Annotated in this window: 17 protein-coding genes; 11 read left to right on the forward strand and 6 right to left on the reverse strand. The window is 71.5% G+C overall.

The features are described from left to right. Window positions 1–73 precede the first annotated feature (73 nt). Window positions 74–1009, forward strand: coding sequence for an alcohol dehydrogenase catalytic domain-containing protein (locus ACH34R_RS15010; protein ID WP_397562021.1), 936 nt, complete (start codon window positions 74–76; stop codon window positions 1007–1009). A gap of 89 nt (window positions 1010–1098) precedes the next feature. Here ACH34R_RS15010 and ACH34R_RS15015 read toward each other — a convergent pair whose 3' ends face one another. After that, entirely contained in the window at window positions 1099–2076 is a 978-nt protein-coding gene (locus ACH34R_RS15015) for an endo alpha-1,4 polygalactosaminidase (RefSeq protein ID WP_397562022.1), read from the reverse strand. Window positions 2077–2336: 260 nt separating this feature from the next. Here ACH34R_RS15015 and ACH34R_RS15020 point away from each other — a divergent pair, with 260 nt between their 5' ends. The 4 genes from ACH34R_RS15020 to ACH34R_RS15035 are packed head-to-tail and all read left to right on the forward strand — an operon-like array spanning window position 2337 to window position 6677. After that, complete coding sequence (locus tag ACH34R_RS15020; RefSeq protein WP_397562023.1) at window positions 2337–3626, forward strand: alpha-glucosidase/alpha-galactosidase; 1290 nt, start codon at window positions 2337–2339, stop codon at window positions 3624–3626. Next, window positions 3623–4924 carry an ABC transporter substrate-binding protein gene (locus tag ACH34R_RS15025; RefSeq protein WP_397562024.1) on the forward strand — a complete coding sequence of 434 codons (1302 nt, stop codon included), beginning with the start codon at window positions 3623–3625 and terminating at the stop codon, window positions 4922–4924. The genes ACH34R_RS15020 and ACH34R_RS15025 overlap by 4 nt, the downstream gene beginning before the upstream one ends. Continuing rightward, window positions 4921–5850 carry a carbohydrate ABC transporter permease gene (locus ACH34R_RS15030; RefSeq protein WP_397562025.1) on the forward strand — a complete coding sequence of 310 codons (930 nt, stop codon included), beginning with the start codon at window positions 4921–4923 and terminating at the stop codon, window positions 5848–5850. Before ACH34R_RS15025 ends, ACH34R_RS15030 begins: the two co-directional genes overlap by 4 nt. After that, a complete protein-coding gene (locus tag ACH34R_RS15035; RefSeq protein WP_397562026.1) occupies window positions 5847–6677 on the forward strand; it encodes a carbohydrate ABC transporter permease in 831 nt (276 codons plus the stop codon). The genes ACH34R_RS15030 and ACH34R_RS15035 overlap by 4 nt, the downstream gene beginning before the upstream one ends. Before the next feature lie 61 nt (window positions 6678–6738). Here the strand turns inward: ACH34R_RS15035 and ACH34R_RS15040 are convergent, their stop codons facing one another. From ACH34R_RS15040 to ACH34R_RS15050, 3 genes are all read right to left on the reverse strand, one after another. After that, window positions 6739–7497, reverse strand: a complete 759-nt coding sequence (locus ACH34R_RS15040) for an IclR family transcriptional regulator (protein ID WP_397562027.1) — start codon at window positions 7495–7497, stop codon at window positions 6739–6741. Between the two features lie 160 nt (window positions 7498–7657). Next, entirely contained in the window at window positions 7658–8761 is a 1104-nt protein-coding gene (locus ACH34R_RS15045) for a M4 family metallopeptidase (RefSeq protein WP_397562028.1), read from the reverse strand. 171 nt (window positions 8762–8932) lie between these two features. Continuing rightward, window positions 8933–9505, reverse strand: a complete 573-nt coding sequence (locus ACH34R_RS15050; protein ID WP_397562029.1) for a TetR/AcrR family transcriptional regulator — start codon at window positions 9503–9505, stop codon at window positions 8933–8935. 146 nt (window positions 9506–9651) lie between these two features. Here ACH34R_RS15050 and ACH34R_RS15055 point away from each other — a divergent pair, with 146 nt between their 5' ends. The 3 genes from ACH34R_RS15055 to ACH34R_RS15065 are packed head-to-tail and all read left to right on the forward strand — an operon-like array spanning window position 9652 to window position 12150. Beyond that, window positions 9652–10152 (forward strand): nitroreductase family deazaflavin-dependent oxidoreductase, encoded by a 501-nt coding sequence (locus ACH34R_RS15055; RefSeq protein WP_397562030.1) that lies wholly within the window; start codon window positions 9652–9654, stop codon window positions 10150–10152. After that, window positions 10149–11375, forward strand: a complete 1227-nt coding sequence (locus tag ACH34R_RS15060; protein ID WP_397562031.1) for an FAD-dependent monooxygenase — start codon at window positions 10149–10151, stop codon at window positions 11373–11375. Before ACH34R_RS15055 ends, ACH34R_RS15060 begins: the two co-directional genes overlap by 4 nt. 40 nt (window positions 11376–11415) lie before the next feature. Next, window positions 11416–12150, forward strand: a complete 735-nt coding sequence (locus ACH34R_RS15065; protein WP_397562032.1) for a peptidylprolyl isomerase — start codon at window positions 11416–11418, stop codon at window positions 12148–12150. Here ACH34R_RS15065 and ACH34R_RS15070 read toward each other — a convergent pair. Then, entirely contained in the window at window positions 12147–12989 is an 843-nt protein-coding gene (locus tag ACH34R_RS15070) for an MBL fold metallo-hydrolase (RefSeq protein WP_397562033.1), read from the reverse strand. The two genes, ACH34R_RS15065 and ACH34R_RS15070, sit on opposite strands and share 4 nt — an antisense overlap. 9 nt (window positions 12990–12998) lie before the next feature. Further along, complete coding sequence (locus tag ACH34R_RS15075) at window positions 12999–13904, reverse strand: LysR family transcriptional regulator (RefSeq protein ID WP_397562034.1); 906 nt, start codon at window positions 13902–13904, stop codon at window positions 12999–13001. A 104-nt stretch (window positions 13905–14008) separates the two neighbouring features. On the opposite strand from ACH34R_RS15075, the gene ACH34R_RS15080 reads away from it, so the two are divergent. The 3 genes from ACH34R_RS15080 to ACH34R_RS15090 all read left to right on the forward strand — a co-directional run bounded on the left by ACH34R_RS15080 (window position 14009) and on the right by ACH34R_RS15090 (window position 17399). Further along, a complete protein-coding gene (locus ACH34R_RS15080; protein ID WP_397562035.1) occupies window positions 14009–15445 on the forward strand; it encodes an amidase in 1437 nt (478 codons plus the stop codon). A gap of 71 nt (window positions 15446–15516) precedes the next feature. Further along, on the forward strand, window positions 15517–16353 hold the full coding sequence (locus ACH34R_RS15085; protein WP_397562036.1) for an inositol monophosphatase family protein: 837 nt from the start codon (window positions 15517–15519) through the stop codon (window positions 16351–16353). A gap of 77 nt (window positions 16354–16430) precedes the next feature. Next, window positions 16431–17399: an aldo/keto reductase gene (locus tag ACH34R_RS15090; protein ID WP_397562037.1), complete on the forward strand. Its 969-nt coding sequence runs from the start codon at window positions 16431–16433 to the stop codon at window positions 17397–17399. The last annotated feature ends 6 nt before the right edge of the window (window positions 17400–17405 follow it).

Raw genomic sequence — 17405 nt, forward strand, 5'->3', positions numbered from 1 at the left:
GCATTCTGTGATACGGAATCGAGGTCAGTATGAGATTCGCCAGGACGGCCGGTCCCGCGGCGGGTGGCCGCCGATGAGGGCGCTGGTCTTCACCGGGCCGGGCACCGTGGAGATGCGCGACGTGGCCGAGCCGGAGGTCGGGGCCGGCGAGGTCCTGGTGCACGTGATGGCCTCGGGCATCTGCGGAAGCGAACTCCACGGGGTCAAGACGCCCGGTTTCCGGGTGCCCCCGCTGGTGATGGGGCACGAGTTCGCGGGCCGTACCGACGACGGGCGGCAGGTGATCGTCAACCCGATCCTGTCGTGCGGCGACTGTGACGTGTGCGGGCTCGGCCTGCGCAACGTGTGCCGGCGGCGGCGGATCATCGGAGTCCACCTGCCCGGCGGATTCGCCGAGCGGGCGGCCGTACCGGCCGGCGCCCTGACCGAGATGCCCGCGGGCCTGTCCTGGGACGCGGCCGGCGTGGTGGAACCCGTGGCGAACGCCGTGCACGCCTGGTCACTGGCCGGCGCGCCGGCCGGGGCCCGCGTCGGGATCATCGGCGCCGGCGCGATCGGGCTGGCCTGCTCCCAGGTCGCGCTCTCCGGCGGGGCCGCCCGCGTGGAGATCGCCGACCGGGCCGAGGACCGCAGGTCGATCGCGGCCGAGCTGGGCGCGCACGCGGCGGTGGCCGAACTGACCGGCGAGTACGACGTGGTCTTCGACGCCGTCGGCACGGCCGGCACTCACCGGGCCTCGCTCGCGCTGCTGCGGCCCGGCGGGGTGGCCGTCTGGCTCGGCCTCGCCGATTCGACGGCCGGTTTCGACGCCTCCGGCCTGGTGCGCGGCGAGCAGCGGGTGATCGGGTCGTTCGCCTACGGCGACGCCGACTTCGCCTCGGCCGCCGCCCTGGTCGGCGACTGGGACCTGAGCTGGGTGAAGGCCTTCCCGCTGGAAGACGGCGCGAAGGTCTTCACCGGGCTGATGAACGGCGGTACCGTCCCGGTCAAGGCGCTGCTCGTCCCGTGAAGCACAGCGGACGCGCCCTTGCCCGGCACCGGCCGTGCGGTGACGGCGCACGGGGGTGGCCCCGTGCCGGACGGGGCCACCGTGCGGGGTCAGCTACAGGGCTGGAAGTCGTCGTAGAGGCTCAGGTCCTCAGGCTTCTTGATCGAGTTGAACTGCCGGACGATCGGGTCGGAACAGTACTCGGCCGGATCGCTCTTGTACTCGACGTGGAACACCGGCTTGCCCGCCTTGACGAAGGGGAGCAGTTCAGCGCACTCGTTCTCGAAGTGGCACGATTCGTTGACCGCGTAGTCGAAGTCCGGCAACAGATCCTTGATCTGGCCGAGGTCGTATTTCAGCGCGACGGACAGTCCCCGGTCGTGGGCGATCTTGGCCAGCGCACGGTTGTAGATGAGCTGGGTGTCGTAGGAGATCTTCCAGCCGGTGGTGCACTCGTCCTCCTCGTGCGCGTGCACGACGTCGTACTCGACGCCGTCGAAGCCGGCCTGGACGCACTTGTCCACGCGGGCCGCCATCATCTTCAGCAGGAAGTCACGCTGCCCCCGGTCGTTGTTGATGTTCGCCCAGTTCTCGTCGGGGAAGTTCTCGTCGAACGGCTTGCCCAGCAGCGACTTGCCGTTGGCGTTGTGCCAGTCGAGGAACTGCTGGTAGTCGGGCCGGTAGGTCTCGATGCTGCCCGCGTCGATGTAACAGATCGCCTTGGCCCCATTGGCGTGGATGGCCTTGACGGCCGCGGTGTTGAGCGTGTGGTTGTTGCCCGTGACCTCCTGTGCGGCGTACAGGTCGATATCGAACACGGTGGGTCGCACGCACTCGCCACCGGGCTGCACCACCGTGCACACGTCGACGTTGACGCCGCCCGTCGCGGGGAAGTCGCTGGTGCCCTGGAGCTGGTACTGCCAGCGGCTGTTCAGGGGCGGGCGCCAAATGGCGTTCTCGGCCGCGGGGCCCTTCGCGGGCGCGGGGTCCGTACCGGCGGTGGCCGTGGAGGTCGCCACCGGGCCCATGGCGGCGGCCAGAGCCACGACCATGGCCACTCGCGTGAAGAACTTCCGAGGACTGACCATGCACTCACTCTCGTTCCGTGTCGTGGAAATAAGTTCCGTGATCTAGAAAAATACACGGGGAAAGGATGTTGTCAACAAATATCTCGATGTCAAGAGATCCGTCTACCTGATGGGCGGCCGGATCCACGCCATTCGCTGAACGTTCAATCAATCTTTCCGTAATGTGGAACTCTGGTCTGCATGGCGGATGGATGGCTATACTCACCGCACGCAGCGGGCGGCCCCAAATGCCCGCCGTGCTCTGTGGAGGGAATCACCCCGTGGCACGCATCGTCTTCATCGGCGCGGGCAGCGTCGAATTCACCAAGAACGTCCTCTCCGACATCCTCACCCTCCCCGGGCTGGGGGAGTCCACGCTGGTCCTGCACGATATCGATGCGCAGCGGCTCGCCACGGCCGAGGCGATGGCCGGGTGGATGGTCACCGAGCTGGGCAGCGCGGCCAAGGTGGAGGCGCACGCCGACCGCCGCGCCGCCGTGGCGGGCGCCGACTACGTGATCAACGAGATCGCGGTCGGCGGCCACGCGGCGACCCGCCTGGACTTCGAGATCCCGCGCCGCTACGGCCTGCGCCAGACCATCGCCGACACCCTGGGCGTCGGCGGGATCTTCCGCGCGCTGCGCACCATCCCGGTCATGGTCGGGCTGGGCAACGACCTGGCGGAACTGGCCCCGGACGCCCTGCTGCTCAACTACACCAACCCGATGGCGATGATCCCCCGCGCGGTCTACCAGGGCACGCCGTTCCGGCGCGTGGTGGGCCTGTGCCACTCGGTGCGCGACACCCAAAAACGGCTCGCCTCGCTGGTGGGCGTCCCGGAGGAGGAGGTCTCCTTCGTCACGGCGGGCGCCAACCACCAGGCGTTCGTGCTCCGCTTCGAGCACCAGGGCCGTGACCTCTACCCGGTCCTGGACGAGGTCATCGAGCGCGACCCCGAGCTGCGCCGGACCGTCAGGGTGGAGATGTACCGCCGCTTCGGCCACTTCCCGACCGAGTCCAGCGAGCACGGCTCGGAGTACCTTCCGTGGTTCCTGCACCACGACGACCAGGTCGCCCACTTCCGCATCCCGGTGGAGGTCTACCTGCGCTGGTCGGAGGAGAATCTCGACACCTACGCCGAGACCAGGCGCAGGCTCGACGCGGGAGAGGGCGTCGAGATCGAGCCGATGATGGAGCTGGCCTCGGAGGTCATCCACTCCATCGAGACCGGCACGCCCCGGGTCGTCCACGGCAACGTCCGCAACGACGGGCTCATCGCCAACCTGCCGCCCGACGCCTGCGTGGAGGTGCCCTGCCTGGTGGATCGGGCGGGGGTGCGCCCGACCCGCATCGGCGAGCTGCCGCCGCAGCTCGCCGCGCTGAACCAGACGTTCCTGAACGTCGGCGACCTGACCGTGCGAGCCGCGCTCGAAGGCCGCAGGGACCACGTCTACCACGCGGCCATGCTGGACCCGAACGCCTCGGCCACGCTGACCCTCCAGCAGATCCACGATCTCGTGGACGAGATGATCGCCGCCCACGGCGACCTGATGCCGGAGGGCGTCCGATGAGGTGGCGTACGACGCGGCCGGCCGTACTCGCCGCGGTGATCGCCCTGTCCCTGGCCGTCGCGGCCTGTGGCGGGGGAGAGGAGCCGCCCGCGAGCGGCCCTGTGGAGATCACCCTGTGGCACGGCCAGGCGGGTGTGGCCGCCAAGTCGATCGAGAAGCTGGTCGCGCGGTTCAACAAGGGCGATCACGGCATCAAGGTGCGCAGCGAGTCCGGTGGCGTCACCCCCGATGGCATGCTGCCCAAGATCACCGCGGCGCTGACCTCCGACGCCTACCCCGACATCGCCTACCTCTACGGCTCCTGGGCGCCCAACGTGGCCAGGAACCCCAAGACGGCCGACCTCACCGGGTTCGTCAAGAACCCGGCCGTCGGCTGGTCCGACTTCTGGGCCAGCGAGCGCGAGGCGGCCACCATCGAGGGGAAGGTCATCGGCTTTCCAGCCGTGGTGGACAACATGGTCGTCCTCTACAACAAGAGAATGTTCGCCCAGGCCGGCGTGAAGGAGCCGGGGCCGGACTGGACGTGGGAGGACTTCCGGGCCGCCGCCAAGAAGACGACCGACGCGAAGAAGGGGGTCTTCGGGACCACCTGGCCGATCAGCGGGGGCGAGGAGGCGGTCTGGGGCCTGTGGCCGCTGGTCTGGCAGAACGGCGGCGACATCCTGTCCCCCGACCACAAGAAGGCCGTGTTCAACTCCGCGGCCGGGCAGAAGGCGCTCGGCCTGCTGCGGGACATGGCGGTCGACGACAAGTCCATCTACCTCGACAGCACGGCCGCCGAGAAGTCGCAGAAGCTGTTCGAGTCCGACCGGATCGGGATGTTCCTGTCCGGCCCGTGGGTGCTGCCCGACCTCCAGGCGGCCGAGCTGGACTACGGCGTGGCGCAACTGCCGGGCACCGCGGGCAACCACGAGACGGTCTCCGGGCCGGACAACTGGGTGGTGTTCCAGCACGACGAGCGCCGGGTGAAGGCCGCCGCGGAGTTCCTGTCCTGGCTGACCTCGGCGGAGCGGCAGTTGGAGTGGATGATCGACACCGGCTCGCTGCCGATCCGCGAATCGATCAGCAAGCTGCCCGGATACAAGGACTATCTCAAGAAATATCCGGGCATTGAGGTGATCTCCGCCAACCTGGCCAACGCCAAGCGGGTCAGGCCGCCGACCACCAAGTACCCGCGGGTGTCCTCCTTCGTGGCCGAGGCCATCGCCCAGGCACTCCTGGGCAGGTCCGACGTCAAGACGGCGCTGGACGAGGCGGTCCGCAAGTCGGAGGCGGCGCTGGCCGTACCGGGATCGTGAGCGGCATCGCGGCCGGTGCGCCCGCCGCCCGGCACGCGCTCGGCTGGAACCGGCGCAAGCTGGGCGACCACGTGGCCGGCTGGTCCTTCGCGGGCCCCGCCACGCTGATCCTCCTGGGGTTCTCGCTGGTCCCGATGGCCTGGGCACTGGCGCTGTCGTTCACCGACTCCGACCTGATGCGGGCCGGCACCAACGTCGGGGCGGCCAACTACCAGGCGCTGCTGCAGGACCCGGTGTTCTTCCAGGCGCTGCGCAACACCGGGCTCATCGTGGTCCTCTACCTCCCCGCGTCGCTGGTCATCGGGCTGACGGTCGCGGTGCTGCTGAACCGCAAGGTACGCGGGATCGGCTTCTACCGCACCTGCTTCCTGGTCCCCTACGTGGTCTCGGCCACCTCCGTCGGCCTGCTGATGGGCTACATCTTCGACCGTGACTTCGGGCTGCTGAACGGCGTGCTGGCGACCCTCGGGCTGCCGGTGCAGGGCCTGCTCGGCAGCCCGTCGCAGGCCATGCTGGTGCTGACCGCGGTGTTCCTGTGGACCCGCTTCGGGTTCACCGTGGTGATCTACCTGGCCGCCATCCAGGAGATCAGCAAGGAGGTGCTCGACGCCGCCGCGATCGACGGCGCCGGGCGGTGGAGCACCTTCCGGCACATCATCGTGCCGTCGGTGCGGCCGATGACGATCTTCCTGGCGGTCTGGGGCCTGATCGACGCCCTGCAGTTCTTCGACCTGGTGATGACCACCACGCAGGGCGGCCCGGCCAACTCCACCGTGACGATCGTCTACTACGTCTGGCAACTGGTCTTCAAGTTCTCCGCGGCCGGGTACGGCGCGGCCGTGGCCTACACCCTGTTCGCCGGGATGTTGCTGCTGATGCTGCTCGGCGGGCTGGTCGTGCTGCTGCGAAGGAGGGCCAGGGCATGAGCGGACGCAGGCGGCGCCTCAGGCTCCCCAGCAAGTGGCACCTGATCCTCGTGCCGATGTCGATCGTCACCGTGCTGCCGTTCGTGTGGCTGCTGCTCAGCTCGGTGATGACCCAGACAGAGCTGAACCGCTTCCCTCCGGCGTTCTGGCCGCAGGCCATCGACCTGGACGGCTACCGCAGCGTCATGGAGCGCTCCGACTTCCCCCGCTGGTTCCTCAACAGCCTGATCGTGTCGGCCTCGATCGTGCTCGCGCAGCTCGTGCTGTGCAGCATGGCGGGCTACGCGTTCGCCAGGATCAGGTTCATCGGCTCCAGGCTCACGCTGGTGCTGGTCATCGCGACCTCGCTGATCCCGTTCCAGCTCACCGTCATCCCCACCTTCCTGATCTTCAGCAAGGTGGGGCTCACCGACACGCTGGGCGCGCTGATCGTGCCGCAGCTCAGCTCGGCGGTGGGCATCTACCTGATGACGTCGTTCTTCCGGTCCTTCCCCGGCGAACTGGAGGAGGCCGCGCGGATCGACGGGTGCTCCCGGCTCGGCGTGCTGTTCCGGGTCGTGCTCCCGGTGGCGCGGCCCGCGCTGGCCGCGCTGGGCATCATCACGTTCATCACCGCCTGGAACGACCTGTTCTGGCCGCTGGTGGCGATCAACTCCGAGGCCAACTACACCCTTCAGGTGGGCCTGACCACCTTCCAGGGGCTGCACCGGGCCAACTGGCCCGCGATCATGGCGGGCGCGGTCATGGTCACGCTGCCGGTGCTCGTGGTGTTCCTGGTCGGCCAGCGCCGCTTCGTCCAGGCGCTGACCGGCGCGGTCAAGGGCTGAACACGCGGCGGGGCCGTGTGCCGGACCCGCCGCCACACCCCGCCCCGCCCGGGGGCGGGGTTCAGACCTGCTCGGCTATCGCGCGGCGCAGGCCGTGGCCGACCTCCTCCATCCTGGCCGGCGACATGCGGTCCTTGATCGCGGTCACGCTCACCGCCGCCACCGGGGCGGACCGGCCCATGAACACCGGGGCCGCCACGCACCGCACCCCCGGCTCGTTCTCCTCCAGGTCCAGCGCGTAGCCGCGCTGCCTGACCTGGTCCAGGTGGGTGGCCAGCTTGGCGGGGTTGGTGATGGTGTTGCGGGTCCGGGTGCCCAGCGGGCCGTACCGGTCCGCCCACGCCCGAAGCGCCTCGTCCGTCGGGTACGTCCACGCCAGCAGCGCCTTGCCCACGCCGGTGCAGTGGGCCGAGTTGCGCCCGCCGATCACCGAGGTCATCGTGATCGACCTGATCGCCTCGACCTTGTCCAGGTAGACGACCTCGCCGCCGTCGAGCGTGGCCATGTGCACGGTCTCGGCGAACTCCTCGCCCAGCCGCAGCAGCAGCGGCCGGACCAGGGTGCGCAGGTCCATCGCCTCGTAGAACCGGAAGGCCGTGGCCAGCATCTCGGTGCCCAGGAAGTAGGGCCCGCTGGTCTCCGGCTGCGCGGCGAACCCGCGGTGCTTGAGCGCGCCGAGCAGCCGGTGCAGGGAACTCTTGGGCAGGCCGAGCCGGGTCGCGAGTTCGTCCAGCGTGATCCCTCTGCTGTGTTTGCCGATCTCCTGCAGGATCAACAGGGCACGATCGACGCTCCCCACGGGGGATTGGGCATCAGCCACTGCACTCTCTCCTCGCAATTCCGCTTAATGGAATGCTAGCGCGTATCACGGAATGGCGATGCCTGCCTGCGCGTCTTTGGGCGTCCTTGGGCCGACAGCGTAACGGTTCCACCGCCCGCGTCCGGCCACATTCGCCGGACGGGCACGGCGGGACCGGCCGCTAGGGAACGGCCGGAGCCGGGGAGGGGGCCGGTCCGGCGCAGGACGCCTCGCCCGGCTGCTCCTGCACGTTGACGGCCCTCCAGGCCGCCTTGGTGATCGCGCACTCGGCCGAACCGGGACCGAACAGGTCGATCGCGGCGGCCACAGAGGCCACCCGGGTCTTGGCGTAGCTCCACTGGGTGGTCTTCCGCTGGAGCGCGCCCATGAAGATCCGGCCGGCCTGCCGGATGCCGATGCCGGTCAGGGCCGCCGGGTCGCCCCCGCAGACCGGGCTGGACGGCTTGCCGCCGCCCGGATTCGCGCCCTCGGCCAGCAGGTAGAACCAGTGGTTCAGCGGACCCGCCGCGGCGTGTACCTCGGTGCTGGGAATCGCGCTGGAGTAGCAGTTCGGATCACCGAGCAGGCTCGGGTTGTACATGTAGCGCAGCGGGCGGTTCCCCATCAGGCTCGGGGAATCGCCGATCACATAGTTGGGCCGGTTTCGTGGATGGTCGGCGTAGTGGTCGGTGAGCACGCCGAAGATGTCGGACGCCCCCTCGAACAGGCCGCCGCTCTCGTTGCCCGAGCCCGTCCCGCCCGGCGTGCTCTGGTAGACGAGATGGCCGAACTGGTGGCCGGCCAGGTCCAAAGTCGTCGCGGGCGCTCCGCCGGTGGGCATGCGGCCGAACACCACGTAACCGCCCCAGATCGGGCCGCGTCCGCCGGGGTCGTAGACCGCGGGCGCGTTGCGGCCGTTGCCAAGCTGGCCGCTGCGGCCGAGCCAGTCGCGCAGCATGTCCCACTGGCGCTGAGCGCCGTACATGATGTCCACGCAGGCCGTGAAGGTCTCGCTGCCGGGGCCGGGCGGGCGGTCCTTGGGAATGGACACCGTCCTGCCGTCCGGGGTGGCGCACCTGGTGCCGGGGCGGGTCGGATCGATCAGGAGATAGTTCTCACCCGACTCGGTGACGTCGATCCGCACCGGCCCGTTGTGGTGGCCGGTCGCGGTGATCGTGACCGGGCCGTCGGTAGCGGATCGCGCGTCGGCCTGCGCCGGGACGGCTGCGACGCCGATGCCCGCGGCGAGCGCGACCGCGACCGCCGATCCCTTGGATGACCTCACGATGCCTCTTTCCGGCCGCCGCGACAGGAGGCTCGAACGAGCGGCGGACGTGTCACTCCGGCCCGATCGGCCTTGCGGCTCGGATGCTAGGTGGGGGCCAGGGGCCGGTCAACAGTCCATTTCGGTTATCGCCGGGCGATATGGCCGGGATGCGGGCGTGGTACGGGCGGGTCAGCCGCGTCCGGCGAACAGCAGGCGCAGCGGCCCTTCCAGCGCCGCCAGATCCGTTGCGGGATCGACGGCCCGGTGCAGCATGATGCCGTCGATGACGGCGGCCAGCAGTACGGCCAGCGCCTCGGCGTCCGCCTCCGGCCGCTCGCGGCGCAGCCAGCCGGTGACCTCCGAGCGGAAACCGGCCAGCAGCCCGGCCAGCTCGGCCCGCAGCGCGGGCACCCGCGCCGCGGCCATGAACGCCTCGTTCAGCAGGAGCGAGGCCGGGTCGGCGCCGGTGTAGCGGGACAGCTCGCCGAGCAGCCAGGTGATGCCGGCGGACACGTCGGTGTGCGCGGTCAGCCGCCGCGCGGTCTCGTCGAGCATCGCGCGGGCATGGGCCGTGCACGCGGCGACCAGGAGGTCGGTCACGGACGCGAAGTGGTAGTGCACGAGGCCCGGGGCGAGCCCCGCCCGCTCGGCGACCAGCCGGGTGGTCACCCCGCTCCAGCCCACCTCGCCCACCAGGGGGCCGGCCGCCGCGAGCAGGCGCTGCCGGGTGGCCCGCCCCCGGTCCGCCGATCTTTCCGCCATCTCCACCCCTCCCCGGGACCCTCCGGCTTCTCGGGCGACCGCCCTGGGGGGTCGCCCAAAAGTAGCACCGGGCGAGGTCGTGCTACTGTTTTGGACAATTGCCCAAGGCGATCGTCCAAGTCGATTGCCGGGACCGGGAGGTGATCATGAGGCGAATCGCGACGCCGGCCCCGCCCACCGGCCTGCGGCGGCTGGCGTTCCGGCTGCCCGTCCTGCTGTTCCGGGCGCGCCTCGGCGGCCTGTTCGGCGGGCGGCTCATGCTGCTCACCCACATCGGCCGGGTGAGCGGAAAGCCCCGCCAGGTCGTCATCGAGGCGATCGAGCACGACCCGGTCACCGGCGGTCACATCGGGCCGTCGGGCTACGGCACCCGCTCCGACTGGTACCGCAACGTGCTGCGCAACCCCGAGGTGGTCGTGCGGCTCGGCGCGCGCCCGCGGCCCATGACCGCCGAGCCGCTGTCCCCCGAGGAAGGCGCGCGGCTCATGGCCCGCTACGGGCGCAGGCATCCCCGCCTGGCCAGGAGGCTCGCCCGCTTCATGGGGTTCGCGGTGGACGGCGGCACGGCCGACTACGAGGAGGTGGGGCGCCTCATCGCGTTCGTGCGGTTCGTCCCCCGCCGGCCCTCGGAAGGGAGCCCCCGATGAAGGCCGTGATCTCCGGCGCGGGGATCGCCGGGCTCGGCCTCGCCCAGCGGCTCGGCGCGCAGGGCTGGCGGGTCGTGGTCGTGGAGAAGGCCCCCGCGCCCCGCGAGCAGGGCTACATGATCGATTTTTGGGGCCTGGGGTACGACGCGGCCGAGCTGATGGGCGTCCTGCCCCGGCTGAAGGAGCTGAGCCACCCCGTCCGCGAGTGGACGTATGTGAACGAGTCCGGCGTCCGGGTCGCCGGGCTTGACCAGCGCGGCTTCCTCAAGGCCCAGCGCGGGCGGCTGCTGACCGTCCCGCGCCCGCACATCGAACTGGCGGTGCGCGAGCGGATCGGCGGCGACGTGGACCTCCGCTACGGCCGCACGATCGCGTCGGTGCAGGACACCGGGGAGGCGGGCGGCCCGGTGCGCCTCACCCTCTCCGACGGCACGGCGGAGCAGGCCGACCTGCTGGTCGGCGCGGACGGCGTCCACTCCGCGGTCCGGGGCATGATCTTCGGGCCGGAGCGCCGGTACCTTCGCCATCTGGGCTTCCACATGGCCGCCTGGCTGTTCGACGACCCGGAGGTCCACCGGCGGCTGGCGGGCCGGTTCTGTTTCACCGACTCCTACGGCAGGCAGCTCGGCGTGTACGGGGTCGGGGACGGGCGGGTGACGGCCTTCGCCGTGCACCGTACCGGCGATCCCCGCATCCCCGCCGACGTCCGGAAGGCGCTGCGCGAGGAGTACGGCTCGCTGCGCTGGATCGTGCCCCGCGCCCTCGGCGCGCTCCCCGCCGCCGAGGACATCTACTACGACCAGATGGCCCAGATCGAGCTGCCCCGCTGGAGCCGGGGAAGGGTCACCCTGCTCGGCGACGCGTGCGCGGCGGTGTCCCCGCTGGCCAGCCAGGGCGCGTCGCTCGCGCTGGCCGGCGGCCACCTGCTGGCGCGGCGGCTGGAGACCACGGGCGGTGTCCAGGCGGCGCTCGCCGCCTACGAGCGCGTATGGCGGCCGATCGTCGCCTCCCGGCAGCGCGGCGCCCGGCGCGGGGCGAACTGGTTCCTGCCCGCCTCGCCGGCCGCCCTGCTGATCCGCCGGGCCGGAATCCGGCTGACCGGCCTGCCCGGAGTCAGCGACCTGATCAGCGCCGCCCTCGGCGGCAGGCCCGGCGTCCCCCTCGCCCGCCTCGCCGACGGCCCGGAGACAGAGACCCTTGACGGCGTGCAACAGATCGAATAAACCTCAGGGAGCCCGTCGGCCACCCCCCTTGGAGGACAGCATGCCGAGCAGAGCGCTGTTACGACTCGCCGTCACCGCGGTGGCGACCGGGTCGCTGATCGCCGCGGGCGCGATGCCCGCCTCGGCCGGCGGGGACAAGCCGCCCCGGACGACCAAGGGCCCCTGCGCCTACACGCAGACCCCCGACGATCCGCCCGTGCGCAGGGTGCCGCTCCCGCCCGACCCGCGCCGCACCCCGACACGTCCCGTCCACGCGGTGCTCAAGACCAACCACGGCCCCATCGGGCTGACCCTGCACGCGGCCAAGGCGCCCTGCACGGTGCAGAGCTTCGTCCACCTGATCAGGCACAAGTTCTACGACTTCACCGCCTGCCACCGGCTCACCGCCTACGACCGGCTGAAGGTCCTGCAGTGCGGCGACCCGAGCTTCACCGGCGAGGGCGGCCCCGGCTACCGCTACAAGGACGAGCTGCCCACCGACCTGCCGCCGTGGCCGGGCGACACCACGGGCACCCGCAAGACGTACGCCCGCGGCGTGCTGGCCATGGCCAACGCCGGGCCCGACACCAACGGCAGCCAGTTCTTCCTGGTCTACGGCGACTCCGGGCTGCCGCCCTTGTACACCGTCTTCGGCACGGTCGACGGCCCCGGGCTCGCCGCCCTGGACCGCGTCGCGGCCGGCGGCATCCAGCCCGCGCCCGACGGCCCGACCCCGCCGGTGGACGGCAAGCCGGTCCTGCCCGCCGAGATCAAGCGCGCCAGGGTGTACCGCTAGACACCTGCCTCGGCGAAGCCGACGAACGGGCGGGTCAGGTGGGCCGTCGCGAGCGTGGCACCGCGCCGCCGCGCGTCCGCGAGCAGTTCCACGCGGGTCGCGGCGGCCACCGCCCGGTCGTCCTCCAGCGCGTAGCCGACCCGCGGGCTGACCAGTTGCACGGCGTGCACCAGCACGTCCCCGGTGATCACCAGGTGCCTGCCGCGGTCCTCCACCAGGACCGACTGGTGTCCGGCGGTGTGCCCAGGCGTCGGGACGGCGGTGATCCGGCCGCCCCCGGCGCCCGCCAGCCGCCGCCGGCCGGAGATCTCCCGCAGCAGGCCGGCCCGCTGGAGCGGGACGATCAGGTACTCCCGCATCGGGCCGTCCGCGGCGAGCCGCGCCACCTCCGTCCGCTGGACCACATACTCCGCCTCCGGGAACATCGGCACCCCGGCGGGGCTCACCGACCAGCCCATGTGGTCCTCGTGTACGTGGGTCAGCACCACCAGATCCACATCGGCCACGTCGATACGGGCCGTGGCGAGGAGTTCGGGCAGCCGCCCCGGCGCGGCCCACTTCGACCCGGGGCTACCGGGCGGCCCCACCCCGGCGTCCACGAGCACGACCTCGCCCCCCGGCCGCCGGACGGCGTAACACCGGAAGTCCAGCCGCCACACAAGGCCGGGACCGAACGCCCCGGGGTCGGCCCCCCGCGCCCGCGACCAGTCGGCCGCCGTCGCATCGGGGAACATCTCCTCCCTGCCGGAGGGAAAGACGTCGGCGGAGTCGCGCAGCGCGATGACCTCCAGGCCGCCGACCCTCTGAACCACCACCGCCTCGCCGTGTTCCCGGTCCATGCCGTCGCCTCACTCCCCGCGCTCGTAGAACGCCAGCGCGTCGCGGATGCGGTCGCGCAGCCACATGTGCGCCCTGTCGTTGTCGTAGCGCTGGTGCCAGGCCATGATGATCGGTACCGGGGGCAGGTCGAACGGCAGCGGCCGGACGCGCAGGCCCAGCATGCCGATCGTGGGCGCGCACATGTGCTCGGGCACCGCGACCACCAGTTCGTTGCCGGCGGCCATGTACAGCCCGGCGGTGCTGGAGGGGGCCGAGGCGACGACCCGCCGCCGCAGCCCGCGCTGTCTGAGCAGGTCGTCCAGCGGGTCCTTCAGCCTGCCGCGCCGCGAGACGATGACGTGATCCGCCCCGGCGAACCGCTCGGCGGTGAGGTCGCCGGTGGCCAGCGGATGGCCGGGCCCGACCGCCGCGACGAGCCGGTCGTGACCGACCGTGTCGTGGCTGATCTCCGGCAGGGCGGGCTCCGTCGAACCGATCTCCAGATCGACCCGGCCGTGCCGTAGCTCGTTGGTGTCGGTGGTGGCCTCGGCCAGGAGCCTGATCGACACACCGGGGGCCTGTTCGCGGAAGGCGGTGGTCAGGCTGGGGCCGATCACGGCCGTCACCGCGTCGTGGCCGCGTACCGAAAAGACCCGGTTCAGGTGCGCGAGGTCCAGCTCGCGCTCCCGCTGGAGCAGTCCGCGCGCCTGCTGCACCAGGTGGTGGACCTCATCACGGATCGCCAGGGCGTGCGGTGTCGGGATCATCGTGCGGCCGGTGCGCACGAGGATCTGGTCGCCCGTGATGCGCCGGATCCGGCCGAGCGTCCGGCTCATGGCCGGCGCGGAGAGGTTGAGCCGTTCCGCCGCCCCCGCCACGCTGCTTTCCTCCAGCAGGGCGTCCAGCGCGGTGAGCAGATTCAAATCCAATTGCACCAGAGTAAATTTACCCCTACCAAACATGCACTGGCCATAAGCATTGCCCGCTCCTAGGGTCGGGGCTGTACCCCAGCCGGCGGATGAGCAAGGAGCGGCGCGGCATGGAGATCTGGCAGATGTCCGCCATGGACATGGCCCGGGGAGTGCGTACCGGCGCCTTCTCGGCGGCCGAGGCGACCCGGTCGGTGCTCGCCCGCGTCGAGGAGGTCAACGGCAAGGCGAACGCGCTCGTCGAGGTACGCGCGGACGAGGCGCTCGACGCCGCGCGGGCGGCCGACGACCGCCAGCGCCGGGGCGCGCCGCTCGGCCCGCTGCACGGCGTGCCGGTGACCTTCAAGGTCAACACCAACGTGGCCGGGCTGCCCACCACCGAAGGGGTCGCGGCCTACGCCGGCCACATCGCGACCGAGAACGACCCGCAGGTGTCGAGCTGGCTCGATGCCGGAGCGATCTTCGTCGGCCGTACCAACAGCCCGCCGTTCGCCACCCGCTGGACCACGGAGAACGACCTGTACGGCGCGACGGTCAACCCCTGGAACCCGGCGGTGACCCCCGGCGGCTCCAGCGGCGGCGCGGCGGCGGCCGTGGCGCTCGGCATGTGCGCGCTCGCGCAGGGCAGCGACATCGGCGGCTCGATCCGCTACCCGGCGGCGTGCTGCGGGGTGGCGGGCCTCCGGCCGACGCCCGGGCGGGTGCCCGCCTGGTCCGGGTCGCCGTCCTTCGACCCGCCGATGGCGGTTCAGGCGTTCGTCGAGCAGGGCCCGATCGCGCGGACCGTGGCCGACCTGCGCCTCGGGCTGCGGGCGATGGAGACCTACGACGCCAGGGACCCCCGGGCGGTCGCCGCAGGCAGCCGGATCCCCGGCTCGCCGGAGCGCCCCAGGGTCGCGGTCGTGACCGATCCGGGCGGGCCGGGGCTGCGCGGCTCATCCACGCCGGAGAGCGTCGAGGCCGCGCGCACCGCCGCCGGCTGGCTGGCCGACGCCGGCTACACGGTCGAGGAGGTCGAGCTGCCGCTGCTCGGCGAGGCCGCCCGGCTGTGGTGGCTGCTGGCGCTCACCGAGTTCGAGATCGGCATGGTGGCGGAGGTCGCGCGCGTCGGCGACCCCGGCTTCCGGCGCTTCTTCGACCTCATGTACGCCGCCTACCGCGAGGAGTTCGGGCAGGTGGACCTGCCCGGGTTCGTCGCCGGGTGGTCCCGGCGCGGCATGCTGCGCCGGGAGATGTCGGTCTTCGCCGACCGCCACCACCTCGTCCTCACCCCGGTGTCCGGCGAGCCGCCGTTCACGATGGGCGCGGACGCCGAGTCCGCCGAGCGTACGGCGGAGCTGATGGGACGGCAGTGGCCGCTGATGTCCGTGCCGGTCCTCGGTCTGCCGGCGCTCGGCCTGCCGGTCGCCCTCGGTACGGCGGGCGCGCCCGTCGGTGTGCAGGTCATCGGCCGCCCCTTCGAGGAAGAGGCCGTGTTCACGGCGTCGGAGGTGATCGAGGCCCGGGCCGGCCTCGCGATCCCCGTCGAGCCGGCCGGCTCGCGCTGAGCGGTACCTCCCGACCCGCCCGCCGGGCGCACGGCCCCGCCCGGCGTGTACCCCCATTGGAGTGATCGAGCATGTCACCGTACCCGAACGGCACGACGAAACCCGGCGCGCGGACCCCCGGCGACCGGAAGCTCGCCCTGGAGGTCGCCGCCGTGGTGCGCAAGACCGGAGCGCGGGTGCTCGAACGGTTCTCCACGACGCCCGACCTCGGTGGACGGGACGAGGTGGTGGCCGGGATCCACGCCAACGACGACGCCTCGCTCGCGGTGCTGCGGCCGGAACTCGCCCGGCTGCGGCCCGAGGCCGGCTGGGTGGAGGACGAGCTGGAAAGCGGCGCGCTCCCCGGCGGGGAGTGGTGGGTGACCGACCCGGTCGAGGGCAACATCAACCACGTCCACGGCATGCACGACTGGGGCGTGACGGCCACGCTGGTGCGGGACAACACGCCCGTCCTCACGGCGGTGCACCTGCCGCTGACCGGCGAGACCTACACCGCCGTCCAGGGGGGCGGCGCCTTCCTCGACGGCGTCCCGCTGCGGCACTCCCCGAAGAAGGGCATCGAGGGCGCGCTCGTCGGAACCGGCCAGGCCAGGCCGGGGGAGTCCGCCGAGACCTTCGAGCGCATCGGCGCCTCCGTCACCGCGATGCTCAACGCCGCCATGGTGATCCGGGTCTCGGTGCCCGCCACCTTGCAGCTCATCCAGATCGCCGCCGGCCGGATGGAGGCGTTCTGGCAGTACAGCCAGGTGCGTTCCGGGCTGCTCGCGGGCGCGCTGCTGGTCGCGGAGGCCGGCGGCGTCGTCTCCGACACACGCGGGCGGCCCTGGAGCCTGGAAAGCGAGGACTTCCTGGCGACGACCCCGGCGCTACAGGCGGCCGTGGTCGAAGTCCTCGCCACGATCGGCTGAGCGCGTATTCCCGCCGGTCAGAAGCGGTAAGTCCCCATTGAAACCAGCAGACCTCCAGGAAGAGTGGTGTTCGAGCCATGCGTAAGGTCCCCCTCGGTGCGTCCGGCATCGAGATCAGCGAGTTCGTCTTCGGCGCCGGTTCGATCGGCGGAATCGGCGCGTCCACGAGCACCCGCCGCTTCGGCCTGAGCGCCGAGGAGGGATTCGAGCGGCTCGACGAGGCGATGGACCTCGGGATCAACATGATCGACACCGCCGACTCCTACGGCGGGGGCGAGAGCGAGAAGGTCGTCGGGCGCTGGCTGCACGACCGGCGGCCCGCCGGCGTCCTGATCTCGACCAAGGTGGGGCTGATCAGCAGGCCCGACGGCTCCCGCGGGTTCGACCTGTCCAGGGAGCACATCGAGGGGCGGCTGGCGCGGAGCGCCGAGCGCCTGGGCCGGGTCGACCTGTTCCTGTCGCACGTGCCCGACCCGGACACGCCGATCGAGGAGACGCTGGAGGCGTTCAGCCGCGCCCAGGAATCCGGGGCGATCGGGGCGTACGGTGTCAGCAACGTCAGTGGCGAGCAGTTGGAGATCATCCTGCACACGGCGGACGCAAAGGGGCTGCACCGGCCCGTCACGGTCGAGAACCGGCTGAACCTCCTCGATCGCGAGGACGAGGCGCGGGTCCTCCCGCTGGTGATGAGCGAGGGCCTGGGGTACACGCCGTTCTCCCCGCTGGCCGGCGGGGTGCTGTCCGAACGCTACCTCGACGGCGCCGAGCCGCAGGCCGGCAGCCGGATCGCGGTGGCCGGGAACATCTACTACAAGGGCTTCTACACACCGGAGAACCTGGAAAGGGTCACCGCGCTCCGGGAGATCGCGCGCGAACTGACGGTCAGCGTCTCCGGTCTCGCGCTGGCCTGGCTCCGCGACCACCCGGCGGTCAGCGCGCCGATCGTCGCGCCACGGACCTTCGAGCAGTGGGACGCGGTCAAGGAGGCCCAGACCATCCGGCTCGATGAGAAGGACCACGCCCGCATCTCGGCCATCTTCTCGTGAAACCAC

Source organism: Spongiactinospora sp. 9N601 (assembly GCF_044326295.1).
In the GTDB taxonomy this organism is placed as follows: Bacteria; Actinomycetota; Actinomycetes; order Streptosporangiales; family Streptosporangiaceae; genus Spongiactinospora; species Spongiactinospora gelatinilytica.